Source organism: Anaerostipes caccae L1-92 (genome assembly GCF_014467075.1).
Classification (GTDB): Bacteria; Bacillota; Clostridia; order Lachnospirales; family Lachnospiraceae; genus Anaerostipes; species Anaerostipes caccae.
This window is the reverse complement of the sequence record NZ_AP023027.1, coordinates 601,922-619,532: the sequence shown is the minus strand read 5'-3', so window position 1 is coordinate 619,532 and position 17,611 is coordinate 601,922. Positions and strand designations below refer to the sequence as shown.

Sequence of the window (17,611 nt, the reverse complement as noted above, 5' to 3'; positions counted from 1 at the left end):
TCTCCATTGTCTGTTTTTTACTTTTCATCAGTATGTTTCGTTTTTCCGATTTTATGAATCATTCGGCTTTGAACACAGTAAAATATGCTGGACGAATTGAGTCTCTCGTGTAGAATAAAAGAAGAAAGACTTTATAATCTGAAATTGAAATCAAAAACCGGAGATGATACCAAATGGATTTGAAAAAAACAGCTGAAAATATAAATATCCTTGCCGACTTCTGCGGAGTAAGAGACATTGAGGAACTGAGGCAAAACGCACTGAAAGAAAAATATGGATTTGAAAAAGCGGATGTTCTCATTTTATTCGGCGGGAGTATTCCAGCGGGCTGTGACACGGCCGCAGCAGGCTATTTGAATGGTGCTGCCCGCAGACTGATGATCGTCGGCGGAGAAGGACATACGACAGAGTTTCTGCGCCAAAACATTCACGATCAATGCCCTGAAATTGAGACGAACGGAAGAATGGAAGCCGACATCATGGAGGAATATATTTCACAAAAATATGGAATTCAGAATATTCTGATCGAACGGACCTCCACAAACTGCGGCAATAATATCACGAACGCACTGGAAGTTCTTAAAAACAGCCGCGTTGAAACAAAAAATGTAATCCTTATGCAGGATGCCGCAATGCAGCGCCGGATGTGGGCAGGTTTTGCCAAACATACACCAGACATCACCGCCGTTAATTTTGCCGCATACCGCAATAAAGTTATCGTAGAGAATGAAAAGCTGGAATTTTGCGACAAATCTCTATGGGGAATGTGGAGCATGGAACAGTACATAACACTCCTTATGGGAGAAATCCCCCGATTGTCCAACGATACAAATGGATATGGACCAAAAGGCTGTAACTATATCGCAGAAGTAGACATCCCTGACACGGTCCAAAACGCCTTTGTAGAATTAAAGGATATCTATTCTGAAAATATACGGACAGCCAACCCCAAATATGCATCCCCTAAAATATAAAGCATCTGAAAAAAGTCTGTATCTCTCCCTTCATCGCTCAGGGCATGATACAGACTTTTCTTATTAAGGCCGGCAGACAGCCTTGCATATAGTGATTTCTCTGTTATATATCTGGTCAAACAATTCCTTCAAGTGTTCAAGATCTGCACTGTGGGTGATCAGGTCGTCTACTTTCAGACTTTGATCGGCGATCCTGTCCGCAGTGTACTGCCATTCGTTAAACGGAAGGTCATTATAATAATTGTTCCAGACTCCGGTAAGCCGTAATTCTTTTCTCAGTATCTGGCTGTGGCTGTCAAGTTTGAGCACCGTGTCCTGATGAGGATTTCCAAGGAGCACCAGCATACCAAAAGGCTTTAAACATTCCACGGCCTGATTCCATGCCGGAGAACTTCCAGTCCCTTCGATGACCGCATCCGCCATATGTCCTCCGGTCATCGTCCGGATCTGTTCCGGTATCTCTCCGTCTGCAGGACTTATGACTTCCAGCCCTTTTTCCCTGGCAAACTCTGTTTTTTCCTCACTGATCTCCACCAATACGGCCCGAATGCCGAACATTCCGCACCAGCGGGCCGTCAGGATCCCGATGGGGCCTGCCCCGAAAATCACTGCCGTATCCCCGCCTTTGATCTCCCCCTTGCGGATCGCATGGAGAGCCACACAGGCAGGCTCCACAAGTGCCAGCTGTTCTGGGGAAACCCCTGTATTTTCAGGAAATACAAGGTGTTTCCGAGATGGAAGCAGACAGTACTCGGCAAAGCCGCCGTCTGTTCTGGAACCCAGGTTTTTGTAGCTCTCACACTGAGCATACTGGCCGATCCGGCAGCTGGGACATTCCATACACGGAACTACCGGATAGACAGCCCCGGTTTTACCAATCAGTTCCTGATCCTCATCGTTTCCGACACTCACAACCGTGCCCACGTATTCATGTCCGAGGGTTACCGGATAAACCTTTGTTCCCAGCTCATAGACTCTCGGAATGTCGGAGCCGCAGATCCCGCAGGCGTCCACTTTCACGAGAATCTCCCGTCCCTGCGGCTCTGGAACTTCCACTTCGTCCAATGTAAATTTCCCTATCTCATGAAGTCTCATCGCTTTCATTAATGTATCCCCCATTCTATAAGAGCCCGGCAACATCCACAACCTTGTCGGCAGGTATTACCTGGATCTTCACCTGGATTCCCTGATCCAGAAATTTTCTGATCGCATCCCGTTCCTGAGGGTCGGCTGCGATATTTTTATACAAAGTCTTTCGTTCGCCGCTGATCCCCATGCCTCCGATGTTAATTGCAGGGATGTGAGCTCCCAGGTCTACAATTTTTTCATAGGTAAGCGGTGTTTTTGCCAGCATAATGGACGGGACTTTCAGGCCGTCTTTCAGCGCTTTTGCCGCCTCTTCTACGGAGTAAACTTTCACCTTTACCCCGGCCGGAGCCGCCATAGTCAGCACCTGTGTCATAAATGGGTCTTTTGCCACTTTATCATCTGCAATCAATATTTCTTTTGCAGGCAGAAGCTTCATCCACGCGGTCATCACCTGTCCGTGGATCAGCCGGTCGTCTACCCTCGCAAGCAATAATTGTTCCATTTTTGTTTCCTCCTATTCCAGGTTTGCGTGCTTCTCCCACAGAGAATCCACGTCGTCAATTTCCTTTTCCTGCATAATCATCAGCGCCGCCGCATCCAAGAGCAGAAGAAGACTCTGCTCAAACAGGCTGCTCATGATCTGTGCGGACTCGATCTCGTCCGGCAGGGCAAGCTTTGTCCTGCACGGAATCCTCACGAACAGATCCTCATAGGGAGCCATGGAGCTATCCGCATTGGAACCGATATGGATCACCGACGCACCGAACTGTTTTGCCTTTTTCACAAGCCCCAGGGGAATCAGACTCTCCCCTGAGCCGGAACCGGCAATTAACACGTCTTTCTCGGTGATCGCGGGCTCATTCACATCTCCCACACAAAATGCATCGATACCCAGATGATTCAGCCTTTTAGCAAAAGCCTCCATCATCATAAAGACTCTCCCGACGCCTGTGACAAATATCTTTTCCGAATGAAGCACCATCTCCGTCAGCGCCCGGACCTCCTGTCCGTCTACCGCCGCCAGTGACTGGTCCAGTTCTCCCATAATCAATTCTTTAAAATCTTTATATTCCACGTTAACCTCCCTGTCACCCCAGCGCTGCTTTATAACTTTCCGTCATTTTCGCACAGGCTGTTTTCAGGTCTTTGTCCAGCCCGAACAGCCCGGAGCTTCCGAGGATTAAAATGTCCGCACCTGCCTCGGTGAGTTTTTTAAATGTTGAAGCTTTACAGGACCCGTCGATCTGTATCTGGTAGTGGTATCCCTTTTCTTCCCTTATCCGCTTTGCCTCCCGGATCTTATCGAGCATTTCTTCGATAAACGGCTGCCCGGCAAAACCCACATCCACGGTCATGATAGTCAGCAGGTCGATCCGGTTCAGGTAATGGGCGGCCTCAGACAGGGGAGTTGCCGGGTTTAAAACAAGCCCTGCTTTTAATCCCAGTTCCTCAATCCTGTTGTACAGGCGGAATGCCTGACCGTTGATGGTCTCAGCATGCAGTGATATGATATCCGCACCTGCCTCTGCCACCGGGTCAATCCAGTCTTCCGGATTTGTCGTCATCAGATGTACATCCAGCGGAAGTTTGGAGACCTTTTTAAAACTTTTCACCAGGTCCGGTGACAGGGTGATGTTTTTACAGTAATGACCGTCCATGATGTCCACATGGTACATTCCCACCCAGTCATTTAATATGTTAAGCTGTTCCCCGACTTTCAGAAAATCCATACACATCAGGGAGACAGCAAACTTCTCTTTCATAAAATCGTCTCCTTTCTCTCAAGCCTTAGAGCTGTAAATTGCCTTGCAGATCGTGATTTCTTTCTGATAAATCTGCTCAAACAGCTCACTCAAATGTTCCAGATCGGACGTATGGGTGATCAGATCATTCACTTTAAGCCTGCCCGCATCGATCATATCCGCCGTATACTGCCATTCATTGAGAGGCATCTGTGCGTAATAAGAATTCCATACTCCCGCGATATCGACTTCTTTTCTCAGAATGCTGCTGTGATTTGCAAGTTTTAAGGAAGTGTCCCTGTGGGGATTTCCGAGCATGGCGATCCGTCCGAAGGTTCTTACGATTTCCACCGCCTGATTAAGTGCTGCGGAAGTTCCGGTTCCCTCGATGACTGCATCCACATGATCCGTTCCCATCACTCTCAGGAGGCCGTCTTTTGGATCTTCTTCCATGGAATTTAAAATCGTCAGTCCCCGCTCTTTTGCAAATGCAATTTTTTCTTCGCTGATGTCAAACAAGACCACTTTCCCGGCGCCGAAAATTTCTGCCCAGCGGGCCGCCATGATTCCTATGGGTCCTGCGCCAAAAATGGCAATGGTCTGCCCGGCTTTGATCCCTGATCTTCTCACCGCATGCTGTGCCACTGTGGCCGGTTCCACCAGACTCAGTTCTTCCTTTGTCACTTCCGGATTTTCTGAAAATACCAGATTCCAACGGGAAGGGATGACACAGTACTCCGCAAAACCGCCGTCACACCTGGACCCCAGGTAGTTATAATTCGAACACTGGGCGTAGTGCCCGGTTTTACAAAATTCACACTCTCCGCATGGGATGAGCGGGAAGACGGCTGCCGTCTTCCCCACCAGTTCCTGGTCCTCTTCCCTTGCTGCTTTTACGATCGTCCCCGCGAACTCATGTCCTATGGTAATAGGGTGAACATGTGCTCCCAGCTCAAATACTCTGGGAAGATCGGATCCGCAGATCCCGCAGGCCTCCACCTTCACGAGAAGTTCTTCTCCCTTTACCTCCGGAAGGGGCACTTCTTCCATCCGGAAATCTCCGATTTTGTTTAGTCTCACTGCTTTCATCTTCACGCCGTTCCTTTCTCCTGAATGTCGAGCCTCTTTATACCGTCATGTCCCGCCTGTTCACAGATCTCCGCAAGTTCTGAGAGTGTCGTGTCCTCCTCCCTCTGAAGCGCCGCGGCGATCCCCATAGCCATATTGGCTCCGGTGATGACCGCTGCCGGATATTCCTGGCACAGCATGGCAATGCTGTTAAACGGTGTCCCTCCTAAAAGATCCGTCAGCACAAGGACTCCCATGCCGGTGTCCAGCTCTTCCACTGCCTGTCTTACCTTTTCCTTAAACTCCCCGGGGTCCTGGCCCGGTTTCAGAGATATACATTCTGACTGCTCTATGTTTCCTGCTACCATGGAGACGCTGTCAGCAAGTCCCTGGCAGAGCAGTCCGTGACTGATTAATAAAACTCCAACCATGTCTCATTCCTCCGTCTTATGATGCCACAGCCAGCAGGCCGATCAGGGATGTGATAACACCTACCACAAAGATAATAACGATGATATAGGTCGGCTTCACCTTCTTGCTCAGAAGCTTCCACACGAGCAGCGTCGCGATCAAAGGCAGCATTCCAGGAAGCAGAGAATTTAAGATATTTTGAAGATTGATTCCTACTTCCCCGACTTTAAATGCGATCGGAGTCTTGATATTAACCCTTGTAGCCGCCATATTTCCGACAACCATCAGTCCCACGATACTGAATGCTTCGGTGATTCTGTTTAAAGTTCCTGCACTTAAGATTTTTACGATGGCACTTTTTCCCTGTTTATATCCCATCATATACATGGCATATCCCATACCGATCATCAGAACTTTGTACGCAACCTCAAACAGGATCGGTCCGGCTACATTTCCGGCCAATGCCAGGCTGCAGGCGATTCCGGCTAAGATCGGATAAGCGATACCCTGGGAAACTGTGTCCCCGATTCCCGCCATCGGTCCCATTAATCCTGTACGAACCGCATTGATGTCTTCCGCGTCAATGTCCGCTCCGTTGGCAGACTGTTCTTCCATAGATGCGGCGACTCCATGAATCACAGTTCCAATCCATGAAGGCTCCGTGTTGAAAAATACCATATACTTCTTTAATGCTTTTGCCTGCTGTTCTTTTGTCTCATAGAGCCTTCTCACGATCGGTACCATGGCATTGGTTGTACCCAGTGCCTGGAGACGCTCATAGTTATAACAGGTCTCGCTGGAGTATCCGAGAAGAAAATGTTTGACCAGATCTTTTTTCAAAAGTTTTTTGCCGCCGGTCTGCACATCGGCCTCCTCAGGAGAAGCTGTTTCGATTTGTTCCGCCTCAGCGGCCTGTTCTGATTTTCCTGTAAAGAGATAGATCAGGACTGCTACAGCCGCTGCAAATACAGTCACCGCCATGGTATCAACTTTCGCGTAGATGGTCAGGAAGTAACCGATAAAGAAAAATGCCACGATTTTCTTTTTGCCGAGAAAGCTTAACAACATTGCGATTCCAAGTGCCGGCATCAGTGCCCCAACCACATTTAACGCTGCGATCATCGGCTCCGGTATTGCCTTTAAGGCGTTGGTTGCAAAATCTCCTCCGAAATATACGAGGGCAAATGCCGGAATTCCGTAGAGGACTGTGGCAGTGATTCCGGACGGCAGGTAGTTCATAAGCCTTAATCCGCGGATGTTGCCTTTCTCCAAGTACTGGTCTGCCTTATGTACCCAAAAACTGTTGATAGTCATATAGGCCTGGTTGATCAGGATTCCCAGCAGACTGAACGGCACCGCAAAGGTCGGCGCCAGGTTCGGAGATGCCCCGGAAATGATGGTCAGCGCCGTTCCGAACACTCCGGCTACCATCAGGTTGCCCGGCATGGTTCCTCCGGCTGTGATCCATCCAAGGTATGTAAGCTGGATATAGGCTGCGGCCTTCATGCCAAGGACCGGTTCTCCCATAGCTACCGCCACAAGGAAACCTGCCCAGATCGGATACAGCCATGTACGGGTGATTGCGTGGCTGAACCACCACTGGCTTCCAATGGCGATCAGCGCGACTAAGATTGCTGAAATTAACATAATACTTTCCTCCTTTTCTGTTATCTGATATGTATAGTCTACCGGCATAAGAAAACTGCCGCCATACCAATTAATTTCCTGAAATGCGGAAAGCGGGGATCTGCCCCGGCGCAGATCCCCGCTTTCCCCTGTTATTTCTTATTCGCCATTTTTGATTCTTTTAAGATCTCATCGGTGTCAAATGAAAACCATTCGTCCTGGTTTTCTTCCATGTCATCCATCATTTCCGGGATCAGGATCATGATGATCACAATGCCGATCAGAATGGTCAGAGTCCCGTAGCTTCCGATCCGGTTCAGCCAGTCTCCCAGAAATGCTCCCGCAAATCCCATATCCGCATCCGGAAATGTGACAGAGGCGTTTGCCAGTTCCCCCAAGTACGGCAGAAAAATCACCGGAAGAAACGAAATCAGCACTCCGTTCAGGAAGCCGCCCAGAATAGCTCCCCTTCTTCCTCCCGTAGAATTTCCATAGACTCCTGCCGTGGCTCCGCAGAAAAAATGCGGAACAACTCCCGGAAGAATCACGGTGAGATTACATGCGATCATGATACCGAGAGAAAGAAGCCCTCCCAAAAATGACGAGATAAACCCCACGATCAGGGCATTGGGCGCATACGGAAAGACGACGGGGCTGTCCACTGCCGGTTTGGCATTGGGAATCCAGTTATCCGCAATCCCCTTCACTGCGGGCACGATCTCATTGATAAACCAGCGCACTCCTGTGATGACCACAGTAAATCCCACGGCAAAGGTCAGCCCCTGGACGATGGCATAGACCAGATAATCTTTTCCTTCTGACAGATTCTGTTCTACAAATTCACTGCCGCAGGCAAGAGCAACCACCACATACATGACAATCATCGTAATGGAAACGGTAACAGAAGAATCCCGCAAAAATGCAAGTTTTTTCGGAAGACGCATTTCCTCCGTGGACTTAGAGTTTTCTCCGTAGATTCCTCCCAGCCATGCAGCCAGAAAGTAAGCACTCCCGCCGAAATGTCCCAAAGCCACCGAGTCATTTTTACAGATCTGCCTCGTATATTTCTGCAGAATGGCAGGAGAAAATACCATCAGAATCCCAAGAGCCAGGGCCCCGATGGCATAAAAGATCCATCCGCTGATTCCCGCGCCTTTCATGCATACGACGATCATGCCTGCCATGAATAACGTCTGATGGCCGGTCACGAACACATAGCGGAATCTGGTGATCCTGGCCAAAATCAGATTGACCGCCATCCCAAGCAGCATGACGACGGAAATCTCCATCCCAAACCTGCCCACTGCAATTCCCGCGGCTCCTTCCACACTCAGGATCACGCCGGATACGTGAAATCCGTACTGAAACATCCTTCCGAAAGGTTCCACACTCTCTGTGATGATATTTCCCCCGATCCGGATGACCATAAACCCTATGACCGATTTAAGAGTCCCCTTTACCGTGGTCTCCAGGCTCTTTCTCTGCAGCACCAAGCCTAAAAAGACGATGCCTCCGACCACGATGGACGGTTCCAGTACCAGGTCTCTCAGCATTTTTAACATATATATCCCTCTTTTATCTTTAAGACAAGAACGTTGTCAGTTTCTCTCTCAATTCCTCTTCGTCAATCAGGGATTCCAGTACGATCAGATGTTCCACAGGCGGAATACTGTCCTTTAAATCGTTTGCAACGATAAAATAGTCTGCGTCCATGGCACTCATTTCATATACTGAGGAATGGCATGTCTCAAACTCCTGCTCTCTCCCGAGCTCTCTCAGGATCTTCTGTATATTCATTTCCACCAGGAAGCTTGATCCGAGGCCGGTGCCGCAGACTGTCATGATTCTTTTCATTGTTCTTCCTCCATCATCATAAGCATCTCCTCACTGCTTCTGCATTCCAGCATCTTTTTCAGGCTCTGCTTTTTCGAACAGATTTCCGCTATCTGCTTCATCAGCACAAAATGAGCCGCCTCATCCCTGGCCGCCAGCGTAAAAAATATGCGCACTTTTTTTCCTTCAAAATCCACCGGTGTGTTTAGTTTTATGATGCACAGTCCCGTGGACAAAACACCCGTCTCCGGTTTCGCATGGGGCATGCATACCCCTTCTCCCAGATAGAAATATCCACCGTATTCTCCGATATTGTCAATGATCCCCCGGTAATATTCCCCGGTCACCATCCCATACCGCTCGAGTATCTCACAGCTTTTTCTGATAGCCTGTGTATATTCACTGACTTCCTCCAAGATTTCGGCACAGATCATAGGCTGCCGCCTCCCTCTTCAGATCTAAGAGAAAGAAGTTCCTCATAAGAACTGATATGCTTAATTCTTTCCATGTTGTTCTCCCACGCCAGAATCCGGACCAAATCTGCCAGATTCTCGTTCTCGGTAATATTTCCGAGGACAATGATGACTTTCACATCTACCTTTGCCTTGCTCCCAAAATCAATGGGATGTTTTAGCTTCATCAGGCTGATGCAGTTTTCCCGAACATTGTCTTTCCTCCCGTGAACGAAAGCAATCTCCGGAATAAACACCATATAGTTCCCCAGATTCTGCACAATGTGGATCATCTCTTCCACATACTCCGGCTTCACAAGTCCATTTTTGATCAGCGGCTCACAGGCCATGGCAATGGCCTCCTTCCAGTCATCTGTTTCTGCATCAAACCGGCAGTATTCTTCTTTTAAAAGGTCCCCGATGCCCCTCTGCATCGTCTGGTGGATTCTGTGAACCAGATACTGGTTCTTTCTGTTGTATGCGAGGACGGAAATAATATTTTTCACCCGGTCGATATCCGGAGAATTCAAGAGCGGATTTACGTGAATGACCTGCTGATTTCTAAGACTCAGCGGAACTGTGCTGATGATAAAGTCGGGCCGGTTTCTTTCAGTTTCCTCCTCCACATCACTGACCCTGCAGATTTTTCTGACCCGAAGTTCCGGAAAGTATTCTGAAATCCGCTGTTTTAAAAGCACTGCTGTCGCCGTGCCTCCCCCGCAGACAAGCACGACCTCCGGTGACAGATTCAGGCTGAAGTTTTCCTGAAACAGCACTTCAAAATACATGGTCGTATAGGCAATCTCAGCGTCGGGAAATACCACGCCCAGCATTTCTTCCTGCCCTTTAAGCAGCCGTTCCGTCAGCTCATACATAAAGGAATGGGAGTACTTGATATCCTCCATCAGGGGATTCTTGATCTTTATTTTATTTTTCAGCCGGAACACCGCCACTTTTAAATGCATCATGATCTGTCTTTGAATCTCCGGGTCAATCTCACTGCTGATCTTTAAATCACTGCAAAACTTCCGGATCAGCTGCTCTGTAGCCTGCATCACCCTGCCGTCCTCATCCCAATTTTCAAGACTCTCCCCGTCCATCCGCTTCGTGCTCTGGAACAGCATGACAAAATAGCTCAGATCCCCTTTTGTCACCTGAAAACCGGGGAGGCCTGAAAGAATCGCTTCTCTGCAAACGCCGTCCGCGTCGTCCAAAGTGCGGCCCCTGACATGAAACCCGCACCGGATTCGGCACAGTGATGCAAGAATCATGCTTTCCAGTTCCCCGATGGATTCATCCGCAAACCGGATGCCCATGGCCGCCTCCACTCTCCGGATCATGTTCCTTCCTGCTTCCGGGTCCACTTCTGCATGATCTTTCAAAATGTGCAGTATGTTCAGGGAGCCTTCGCTGGCCGTCTTTATATATAAATTAAACAGTGTATTCCGTATTTGTTCTTCCTCGCCTTTCAGGGACATGCCGTAATAGGACTTTTTTATGAGCCGTACCTCATGCTTCTTTAAAAATTCTTCCGCCGGCCTCAAATCCTGTACAACCGTATTCTTGCTGACCTGAAGCTTCTCAGCCAGCTGCTCGATGGTCACTTTCTCTGAGATCATCAGCAGAACAGTAATAATGATAACTCTCTCTTCCCTGGAATGGACTTTGATCTCATTGCTGGAATAAAGGCTTGTGATATCGAATCCCTTTTTGACAATGAGACGGACACCGAGTCTTGGTGTGCGTTCGATTTCCACCGGCAGTTCTTTCAAATAATATTGGACTGCATCCAGATCGTTGCGGATCGATCTGCTGCTGACATGAAACACCTCTGCCAGTTTTCCCGCCGTCGTATAACCATCACATTCCTGCAGGTATTTTACTAATTGCAACTGTCTTTCCGTCAACAATGTCCTCTCTCCTTCTACTGGGGTTTATCAAAATTGTAGCACATTTGAAAGCCTGAAAGCTATGCCAAAAGCTTTCCACATATGCAGAAGTTCTTAAGATGTTCCAAAACGAGAAACCGCCTCTTCATATCAATATAGTACAAAATAATGATTTTATAAGACAAGAAATGCAGCTGAAATGATGATATATTGCAATTACAGTGATAAACAATGAAAATACAGGAGGTATACTATGAAAAAGATATCAAAAAAGGCTGAAGAAATGACGGTAAAAGAACTGGCTTCTTATATCGACTATTCCGTTCTGAAACCGGAGTTTACAGAAGAACAGATCATAGAACTGACAAAAGACGGAGTGAAATTAGGATGTGCCACCATCTGCATCAATCCGGGTTATATTGAGCTTTGTACCCCGTATGTGGAAGGCACTGAAACGGGCCTCTGTCCGGTCACGGATTTTCCTTTCGGAACCAGCTCTACCGAATCCAAAACCGCACAGGTCGAGATCGCAGCCGGATACGATACCGTGACGGAGATCGATGTTGTGGCAAACTTTGGCCTGATCCGCTCAGGAGAATATGAAAAGGTCACTGCGGACCTGAAAGCCTGTGCCGATACTGCACACAAATACGGCAAGGAATTAAAAGTGATCTTTGAGACTGATGCTCTCACAGAAGAACAGATTAAAAAAACCTGCCGCTGCTGTATGGAGGCAGGTGCAGATTTTGTGAAGACAAGTACAGGTTTCCTCACCGGATATGAACTGCGGGGAGCGGCGCCGGATGTCATACAGCTCATGATGGACGAAGTAGGTGAGAAGTGTAAGATCAAGGGAAGCGGATGCATCCGCACGAGAGAACATTTCTTACAGCTGATCGATATGGGAATCGACAGAATGGGTGTCGGCTACAAATCCGTTCCTGTTGTTTTAGGGCTGGAATCCTGAATGTAATTTCCATTCATCTTCCGGAACCTGGACGGCGGACACTGGTATTTCTTTTTAAACAGATGATAAAAATGACTCAGGGAAGAAAAGCCGCACAGCATGCTGATCTCTATGATCTCTTTAGAGGTCTGTGTGAGAAGATAAACCGAATATTCCAGACGCTTACTGTTGATATACTCAGTTGGAGTCACGGACATCACAGACTTAAATACCCTGCACAGATGATTGGAAGAACATGAGGACAATTCGATCATTTTCGGAAACCCGATCCTCAGGTTATCAAATTTCTGCATCTCGTTCAGCATGGGCTGAAACCAGGAAGGACAGCTGGCTGTGGGAAACTCCTCCGTGTCATAGGAAAAGAAATACCTTGTAAATACGTCTGCAAGACAGCATTTGGCATAAAATACGGTTTTTTGAATCTTTGGTGTGTCCATGAGGGCGCCGATCTCCTCAAACCGTACACTGATTTCCTCCCTGCCGGATTTATCTAAGCGGACACACGGCGGCAGCTCCGACTCCGTCAGCGTCCGGAGCATGGCCGTGTGATCCAGAAATAACCGTATATTCTGCAGCAGCTGTTCACTGAATCCGATATTTATAATACGGAAGTCATCCGAATAGTAGAACTGATAGCTGTGGGTATCTTTCGGCCGTATAAAGACAAGATCCCCCTGTGTGATCGTCTGGATGGAATCATTGACAAGGTGCAGGGCACTTCCTTCTGCGACGATAAAAAATTCATAAAAGGTGTGGGTATGGATGGACGCCGTCTGCCGAAACCGGGAATTCCGATACAGGAGCCCGGTTTTTTCATCCAAAAATGTATGTTCCATTCCGTAGACAGGAATATTACCCATGATGACCTCTCTTTTTACAAAAATACTTCTTTCTCTGTAACGAGTTAATCTTACACATGGAGTCCAGTATTGTCAATGAGTTCCGCATCACCAAATTTTTAATTCATACATTACAGCTTTTTCCATCCCCATTCTAATTCTGTCCCTTGGGAATCACGTTTTGTCACTCCCCAGTGATAGATCGGCTTGTCAGATGGCTTGATCTTAGAATGTGTTGACGGATAAAACTCTCCTCCCAGATTAGAAGAAGAATAAATAAACGGTTTATCATACAGTTCATTTAATGCAGTATAAATACTGATCTGGGACTCAGGTTTTACTTGCTCAATAATATAATCTAATACCGATCCTTCTTCCTCATCATAGAGATAAAATCCTTCCTCTATGGGATCATCCGGTAATTGAATATCCTCTGAATTCTGTATTCCGGTATCTGAAGAAAGAAGATTACCCTCATTATTCACATAACACCAGAACTGCGGGTCAAACTCCTCTCCGATGGAAGAATTCCACCTGCTGTTTCCATACCTGAGATTTTCAGGAGCACTGTTTAAGATATATAGAAGCTTATTCAAACAGTCACATAGGCTCTCCGCCTGTTCCGGACTTTGAGGCTCAAGGTTAACTGCAATAATTTTTATCAATTCTATTGAATTTAGATAGGCTTCCGAGTTTTGATCTAAATGTGCAACTGCAAGAGAAAGGTTATGCAGATTCGCTGCTGCGGCTTCCGGATTATCAGAAAAGTTTGACAGTGTATAAAAAATTGTTTTCTCTATCTGAGAAAAGCTAAAATTATGACACACTGCCGACACATCCGGAAACAAATCTTTGATTCCCTCATCAAATTCCCGCCCTGCATTTTTATTAATATAAACTCCATCTTTAAATGCAAATCTTCGATATGTACCCATAAAAACCTCCTGTCTTTGCTTTTCATCCGGTTTCTTTTATGACGCAAATATAACAGGAGGTTTTTATGATGTAAATGCTTTTCCAGTGATTAACTGTTCTGACAGAGTGAATAACGGCCGATGACTATACCTTCTCAAAGAAAAACAAAAGAACAGGAGCAGTCCATTTTGAAAATATCTCTCCTATATCAACATTGTTTATTTCTACATGATCGGAACCTTCGTAGTCCTCTCCATGATATAAAATCCGATTAATGTATCCGTCATCTGCATAAGTTACTTTTACCCCCTTTTTTGGAACCGGATATTCTTCTCTGATCACAAGTCCTTCTTCTAACTCCGAGTTTTTTGAAAGATTTTTATCTTCTTCTCTCAGTTTTTTGTGCGGAAGTCCCCCTTTTAAAATTTTATAATGACTGCTGTCTACAAACACAATCTCACTGCCCGGCTGCATTGGTTCAGGTATCTCGGTTGATTCTATTATTTGTTCTCGTCCCCTTGCCTGACTGCCGGTGCCAAACATCAGCAGAAGAAAACAGGAGATTACGAAACACCATAATAATTTTCTCTTTAACATTCATACACCTCCTGCAAGCCTTTTATTTTTTTACAACACATGCATTGTTGATGGCACCTTCTGTTCCGGGATATCGAAACAAAATTTTTTCTTTGTGAGTTTTCAGGTCATAGGATACCAGTTTATCGGGATCTCCCAGTCCCTGCCCCTTTTTCAGCCCATAGAGAGTCGTTCCCTTCCTGTCCAGGTAGATAAAACCCATTTGGTATAATGATTTATCTTTCTCTGATAAAACCGTTTTCTTTTTTGACTGAAAATCATAGGATACCACTTCTATGATCTGTTCTTTTAAGCCTTTCATTTCGGGAACATTGGGCACGCTTGTATTTTTCCTTATGTAGAGCATCTTTCGGCTGTTTGCCACAAGAGAACCGATGATCTTCCTTTTCTCTTCTGTGATCAGTCTGAAAGATCCATCCGGTTTGATTTGATAGAATCTTTGTCTGATCCCATTTTCAGGTTCATTAAGCCTTTTATATGATTCTCTGTCGGAATAAAGATTACAGTACAAACCCTTTGTCAAAGGATTGTATGTCACGTAATCCACAAAGAGATCGTGATCCCATGTTAAATCTGTTGGCTTTCCTGTCTCTCTGTCACACCAGTATGATGTAATGATTGTTTTTTTCGTATCCATTGCAGCAAGATACAGCTTATCTTCTTTGATAAACATATAATTCAGGACATCACACCAGTCGGTCAGCTGCCTTGTTTCCTTTGTCCTGCAGTCATATACAAAGACTTCATCCTCATGTGTCCCTTTTAACCTGGATGAATAATAGAGCAGCTTTTTCTGAGGATCATATACAGAAAGCGGATATTGAGAAGTATACGGAACCGTTGCTATCTTTTTTGTTTTCGCAGTTTTCATGTCAAACAGATAAATATCACTCTCAAATGTACCTGCCTTTTGTCCGTTCCTGGTTGTCATAATAGAGATCGCAAGCTGATCTTCCGGATTCGTTTGTAAAGACTCATGTTTCTGGCAGCCCGTCAACAAAAACATCAGCGATAATAATGTTATTACTTCTATCTCCTTCATAAATTTCTGCATCCTGCAATCCTCCAACGGCAGTCATTATTAACTAATTCAATAATCAAAACTATCATTACAATCATTATATCATAAGACTATTTTGCCGCAAACTATTTCAAAAAATTACGCCACATAAAAAGACAGATCCTGTCTGCATACAGAACCTGCCTTCTTTCATTATCGTATTCTTTAGAAGTTAAACCCTTCAATCGTAGCAAAATAATCTTCCGGCGTCTCAGCCCTTCTGATCATCTCCGTGCTTCCGTCCTCTTTCAATAAAATCTCCGCTGATTTTAATTTTCCGTTGTAGTTATATCCCATGGCAAAACCATGTGCTCCGGTATCATGGATCACCAGCAGATCTCCGTTCTCAATCTCGGGAAGCTTTCTGTCGATGGCGAATTTATCGTTATTTTCACAGAGAGATCCGGTGATGTCATACATGTGGTCACACGGCTCATTTTCTTTTCCCACCACAGTAATATGGTGGTAAGCTCCGTACATCGCCGGACGCATCAGGTTGACCGCACAGGCATCCACGCCGATATATTCTTTGTGGGTGTGCTTTTCATGGATCGCCTTTGTCACCAGATGACCGTTCGGCGCCAGCATATAGCGGCCCAGTTCCGTAAAGATTTTCACATCTCCCATACCCGCAGGGACAAGTACTTCATCAAAAGCCTTGTGTACCCCTTCACCGATCACTGCGATGTCATTGCCCTCCTGATCCGGAAGATAAGGGACACCAACGCCGCCTGAGAGATTGATAAATCCGATGTGCACACCGGTCTCTTTCTGGAGTTCCACTGCCAGTTCAAACAGCTGTTTTGCAAGGGTCGGATAATACTCATTAGTCACTGTGTTGCTGGCCAGGAAAGAATGAATTCCGAATTCTTTGACACCCAGTTCTTTCAGTTTTAAAAACGCCTCTGTCATCTGAGCCCTCGTCATGCCGTACTTAGCGTCTCCGGGGTTATCCATGATATCTGTTCCGAGAGAGAACACACCGCCCGGATTGTACCGGCAGGAAATGACTTCCGGAATGCCTGCTGCTTCTTTCAGAAAGTCAATATGTGTGATGTCATCCAGATTGATCGTGGCTCCCAGTTTTTTCGCAAGCACAAATTCTTCAGCCGGTGTGTCGTTGGAAGAAAACATGATCTCACTTCCATCAAATCCGCAGCGGTCAGACATCATAAGTTCTGTCAGTGAAGAACAGTCGGTTCCGCATCCCTCTTCTTTTAAAATCTTTAAGATCGTAGGGTTCGGTGTCGCTTTCACGGCAAAATATTCTTTAAATCCTTTGTTCCAGGAAAATGCCTTATTTAAATTCCTTGCAGTCTCCCGGATTCCTTTTTCATCATATAAATGAAACGGAGTCGGATACTTCTTTACGATTTCGTCTAATTGTTCTTTTGTTACAAACGGTTTTTTTGCCATTTTATTGATTCCCTTTCTTGATTTCTAATAGTTTTATCTCATTGGCGAGAGCGTCTTTGAATACCTCTGCCAGATTATGATTGCTGGAATACAGACAGGCTGCATTATACCGGTCCACAAGATCGCCCGTGAGCACATAGGTAGAGTCTGTGATCAGGCGGATCTGTTCTTTCTTATGCTCCGTCAGATAGATGATGGCCCCTTTAAGCTCAAAAGGCTCATTGGTAATGATCACTACTTTGATGCCGCGGCCGGCTAAATCGGTAAAATACTCCCGGAACATGTTCAGCTTTTCGTTGGAAGCAGACACATAGACCCGTTCTTTTGTCTCCCTCAGCATATTCGTAAACTTGTCAAGGATCTGTCTTTCCCCTTTAATGGTCAGATATGCCCCCTTATTAATCCTCTGTTTCGGAAGTTTTGCAGCAAGCTCTTTTTTGCTTTTTTTCAAGTCCCGGATCTTATTGTCACAGAACTCCTCCACAGGCACTGCCTGATATTTCACAGTGTCTTCCTCGGACATATAGGCGGCCCCTTTTTCCACAAGTCCTGCCAGCGCATTGTAGGTGTTGGACCTGGAGATGCCGCTTTTTTTCGCTGCCTCATATCCATTCAGTTCTCCCTCCAAGACCAGAAGAACATAGAGATTCGCTTCCTGCCTGGTCAGCCCGAAATTCATCAGACATTCAACATTTTCCATTCTGCGCCTCCATTCGTGTTCCTTTATAGGAAT

Annotated in this window: 19 protein-coding genes; 2 read left to right on the top strand and 17 right to left on the bottom strand. The window is 46.2% G+C overall.

The annotated features are described in order from the left end of the window. Positions 1-173: 173 nt before the first annotated feature. Entirely contained in the window at positions 174-974 is an 801-nt protein-coding gene (locus tag ANCC_RS03180; RefSeq protein WP_006567447.1) for an ElyC/SanA/YdcF family protein, read from the top strand. Between the two features lie 63 nt (positions 975-1,037). Here the strand turns inward: ANCC_RS03180 and ANCC_RS03175 are convergent, their stop codons facing one another. The 11 genes from ANCC_RS03175 to ANCC_RS03125 form a co-directional block, all read right to left on the bottom strand. Further along, entirely contained in the window at positions 1,038-2,078 is a 1,041-nt protein-coding gene (locus ANCC_RS03175) for a galactitol-1-phosphate 5-dehydrogenase (RefSeq protein ID WP_022261193.1), read from the bottom strand. Positions 2,079-2,094: 16 nt separating this feature from the next. Beyond that, entirely contained in the window at positions 2,095-2,565 is a 471-nt protein-coding gene (locus tag ANCC_RS03170; protein ID WP_006567449.1) for a PTS sugar transporter subunit IIB, read from the bottom strand. 12 nt (positions 2,566-2,577) lie between these two features. Next, a complete protein-coding gene (gene hxlB / locus ANCC_RS03165) occupies positions 2,578-3,138 on the bottom strand; it encodes a 6-phospho-3-hexuloisomerase (protein WP_006567450.1) in 561 nt (186 codons plus the stop codon). Between the two features lie 13 nt (positions 3,139-3,151). After that, positions 3,152-3,826, bottom strand: coding sequence for a D-allulose 6-phosphate 3-epimerase (gene alsE, locus ANCC_RS03160; protein ID WP_006567451.1), 675 nt, complete (start codon positions 3,824-3,826; stop codon positions 3,152-3,154). 18 nt (positions 3,827-3,844) lie between these two features. Next, the gene (locus tag ANCC_RS03155) at positions 3,845-4,894 is read right to left on the bottom strand and encodes a galactitol-1-phosphate 5-dehydrogenase (RefSeq protein WP_009289254.1); all 1,050 of its coding nucleotides are present in this window, start codon (positions 4,892-4,894) and stop codon (positions 3,845-3,847) included. 2 nt (positions 4,895-4,896) lie between these two features. Further along, entirely contained in the window at positions 4,897-5,304 is a 408-nt protein-coding gene (locus ANCC_RS03150) for a PTS sugar transporter subunit IIA (protein WP_006567453.1), read from the bottom strand. 16 nt (positions 5,305-5,320) lie between these two features. Next, positions 5,321-6,931: a PTS system mannose/fructose/sorbose family transporter subunit IID gene (locus ANCC_RS03145; RefSeq protein WP_006567454.1), complete on the bottom strand. Its 1,611-nt coding sequence runs from the start codon at positions 6,929-6,931 to the stop codon at positions 5,321-5,323. A 131-nt stretch (positions 6,932-7,062) separates the two neighbouring features. Beyond that, positions 7,063-8,472 (bottom strand): PTS ascorbate transporter subunit IIC, encoded by a 1,410-nt coding sequence (locus ANCC_RS03140; RefSeq protein ID WP_006567455.1) that lies wholly within the window; start codon positions 8,470-8,472, stop codon positions 7,063-7,065. Positions 8,473-8,491: 19 nt separating this feature from the next. Beyond that, on the bottom strand, positions 8,492-8,764 hold the full coding sequence (locus ANCC_RS03135) for a PTS sugar transporter subunit IIB (protein ID WP_006567456.1): 273 nt from the start codon (positions 8,762-8,764) through the stop codon (positions 8,492-8,494). Further along, positions 8,761-9,177 carry a PTS sugar transporter subunit IIA gene (locus tag ANCC_RS03130; protein ID WP_006567457.1) on the bottom strand — a complete coding sequence of 139 codons (417 nt, stop codon included), beginning with the start codon at positions 9,175-9,177 and terminating at the stop codon, positions 8,761-8,763. Before ANCC_RS03130 ends, ANCC_RS03135 begins: the two co-directional genes overlap by 4 nt. Continuing rightward, positions 9,174-11,105 carry a BglG family transcription antiterminator gene (locus tag ANCC_RS03125; protein WP_022261194.1) on the bottom strand — a complete coding sequence of 644 codons (1,932 nt, stop codon included), beginning with the start codon at positions 11,103-11,105 and terminating at the stop codon, positions 9,174-9,176. Before ANCC_RS03125 ends, ANCC_RS03130 begins: the two co-directional genes overlap by 4 nt. A gap of 232 nt (positions 11,106-11,337) precedes the next feature. Here ANCC_RS03125 and deoC point away from each other — a divergent pair, with 232 nt between their 5' ends. After that, on the top strand, positions 11,338-12,051 hold the full coding sequence (gene deoC / locus ANCC_RS03120; protein ID WP_006567459.1) for a deoxyribose-phosphate aldolase: 714 nt from the start codon (positions 11,338-11,340) through the stop codon (positions 12,049-12,051). On the opposite strand, the gene ANCC_RS03115 is transcribed toward deoC, so the two are convergent. From ANCC_RS03115 to ANCC_RS03090, 6 genes are all read right to left on the bottom strand, one after another. Further along, on the bottom strand, positions 12,012-12,911 hold the full coding sequence (locus ANCC_RS03115; protein ID WP_006567460.1) for an AraC family transcriptional regulator: 900 nt from the start codon (positions 12,909-12,911) through the stop codon (positions 12,012-12,014). The two genes, deoC and ANCC_RS03115, sit on opposite strands and share 40 nt — an antisense overlap. Positions 12,912-13,021: 110 nt before the next feature. Then, on the bottom strand, positions 13,022-13,825 hold the full coding sequence (locus tag ANCC_RS03110; RefSeq protein ID WP_006567461.1) for a hypothetical protein: 804 nt from the start codon (positions 13,823-13,825) through the stop codon (positions 13,022-13,024). Positions 13,826-13,949: 124 nt separating this feature from the next. Then, positions 13,950-14,402 (bottom strand): hypothetical protein, encoded by a 453-nt coding sequence (locus ANCC_RS03105; protein WP_039946714.1) that lies wholly within the window; start codon positions 14,400-14,402, stop codon positions 13,950-13,952. A gap of 22 nt (positions 14,403-14,424) precedes the next feature. Beyond that, on the bottom strand, positions 14,425-15,456 hold the full coding sequence (locus tag ANCC_RS03100; protein WP_006567463.1) for a hypothetical protein: 1,032 nt from the start codon (positions 15,454-15,456) through the stop codon (positions 14,425-14,427). A 171-nt stretch (positions 15,457-15,627) separates the two neighbouring features. After that, positions 15,628-16,878, bottom strand: a complete 1,251-nt coding sequence (locus tag ANCC_RS03095; protein WP_006567464.1) for a diaminopimelate decarboxylase — start codon at positions 16,876-16,878, stop codon at positions 15,628-15,630. 1 nt (position 16,879) lies between these two features. After that, a complete protein-coding gene (locus ANCC_RS03090; protein WP_009289261.1) occupies positions 16,880-17,578 on the bottom strand; it encodes a TrmB family transcriptional regulator in 699 nt (232 codons plus the stop codon). Positions 17,579-17,611 lie beyond the last annotated feature (33 nt).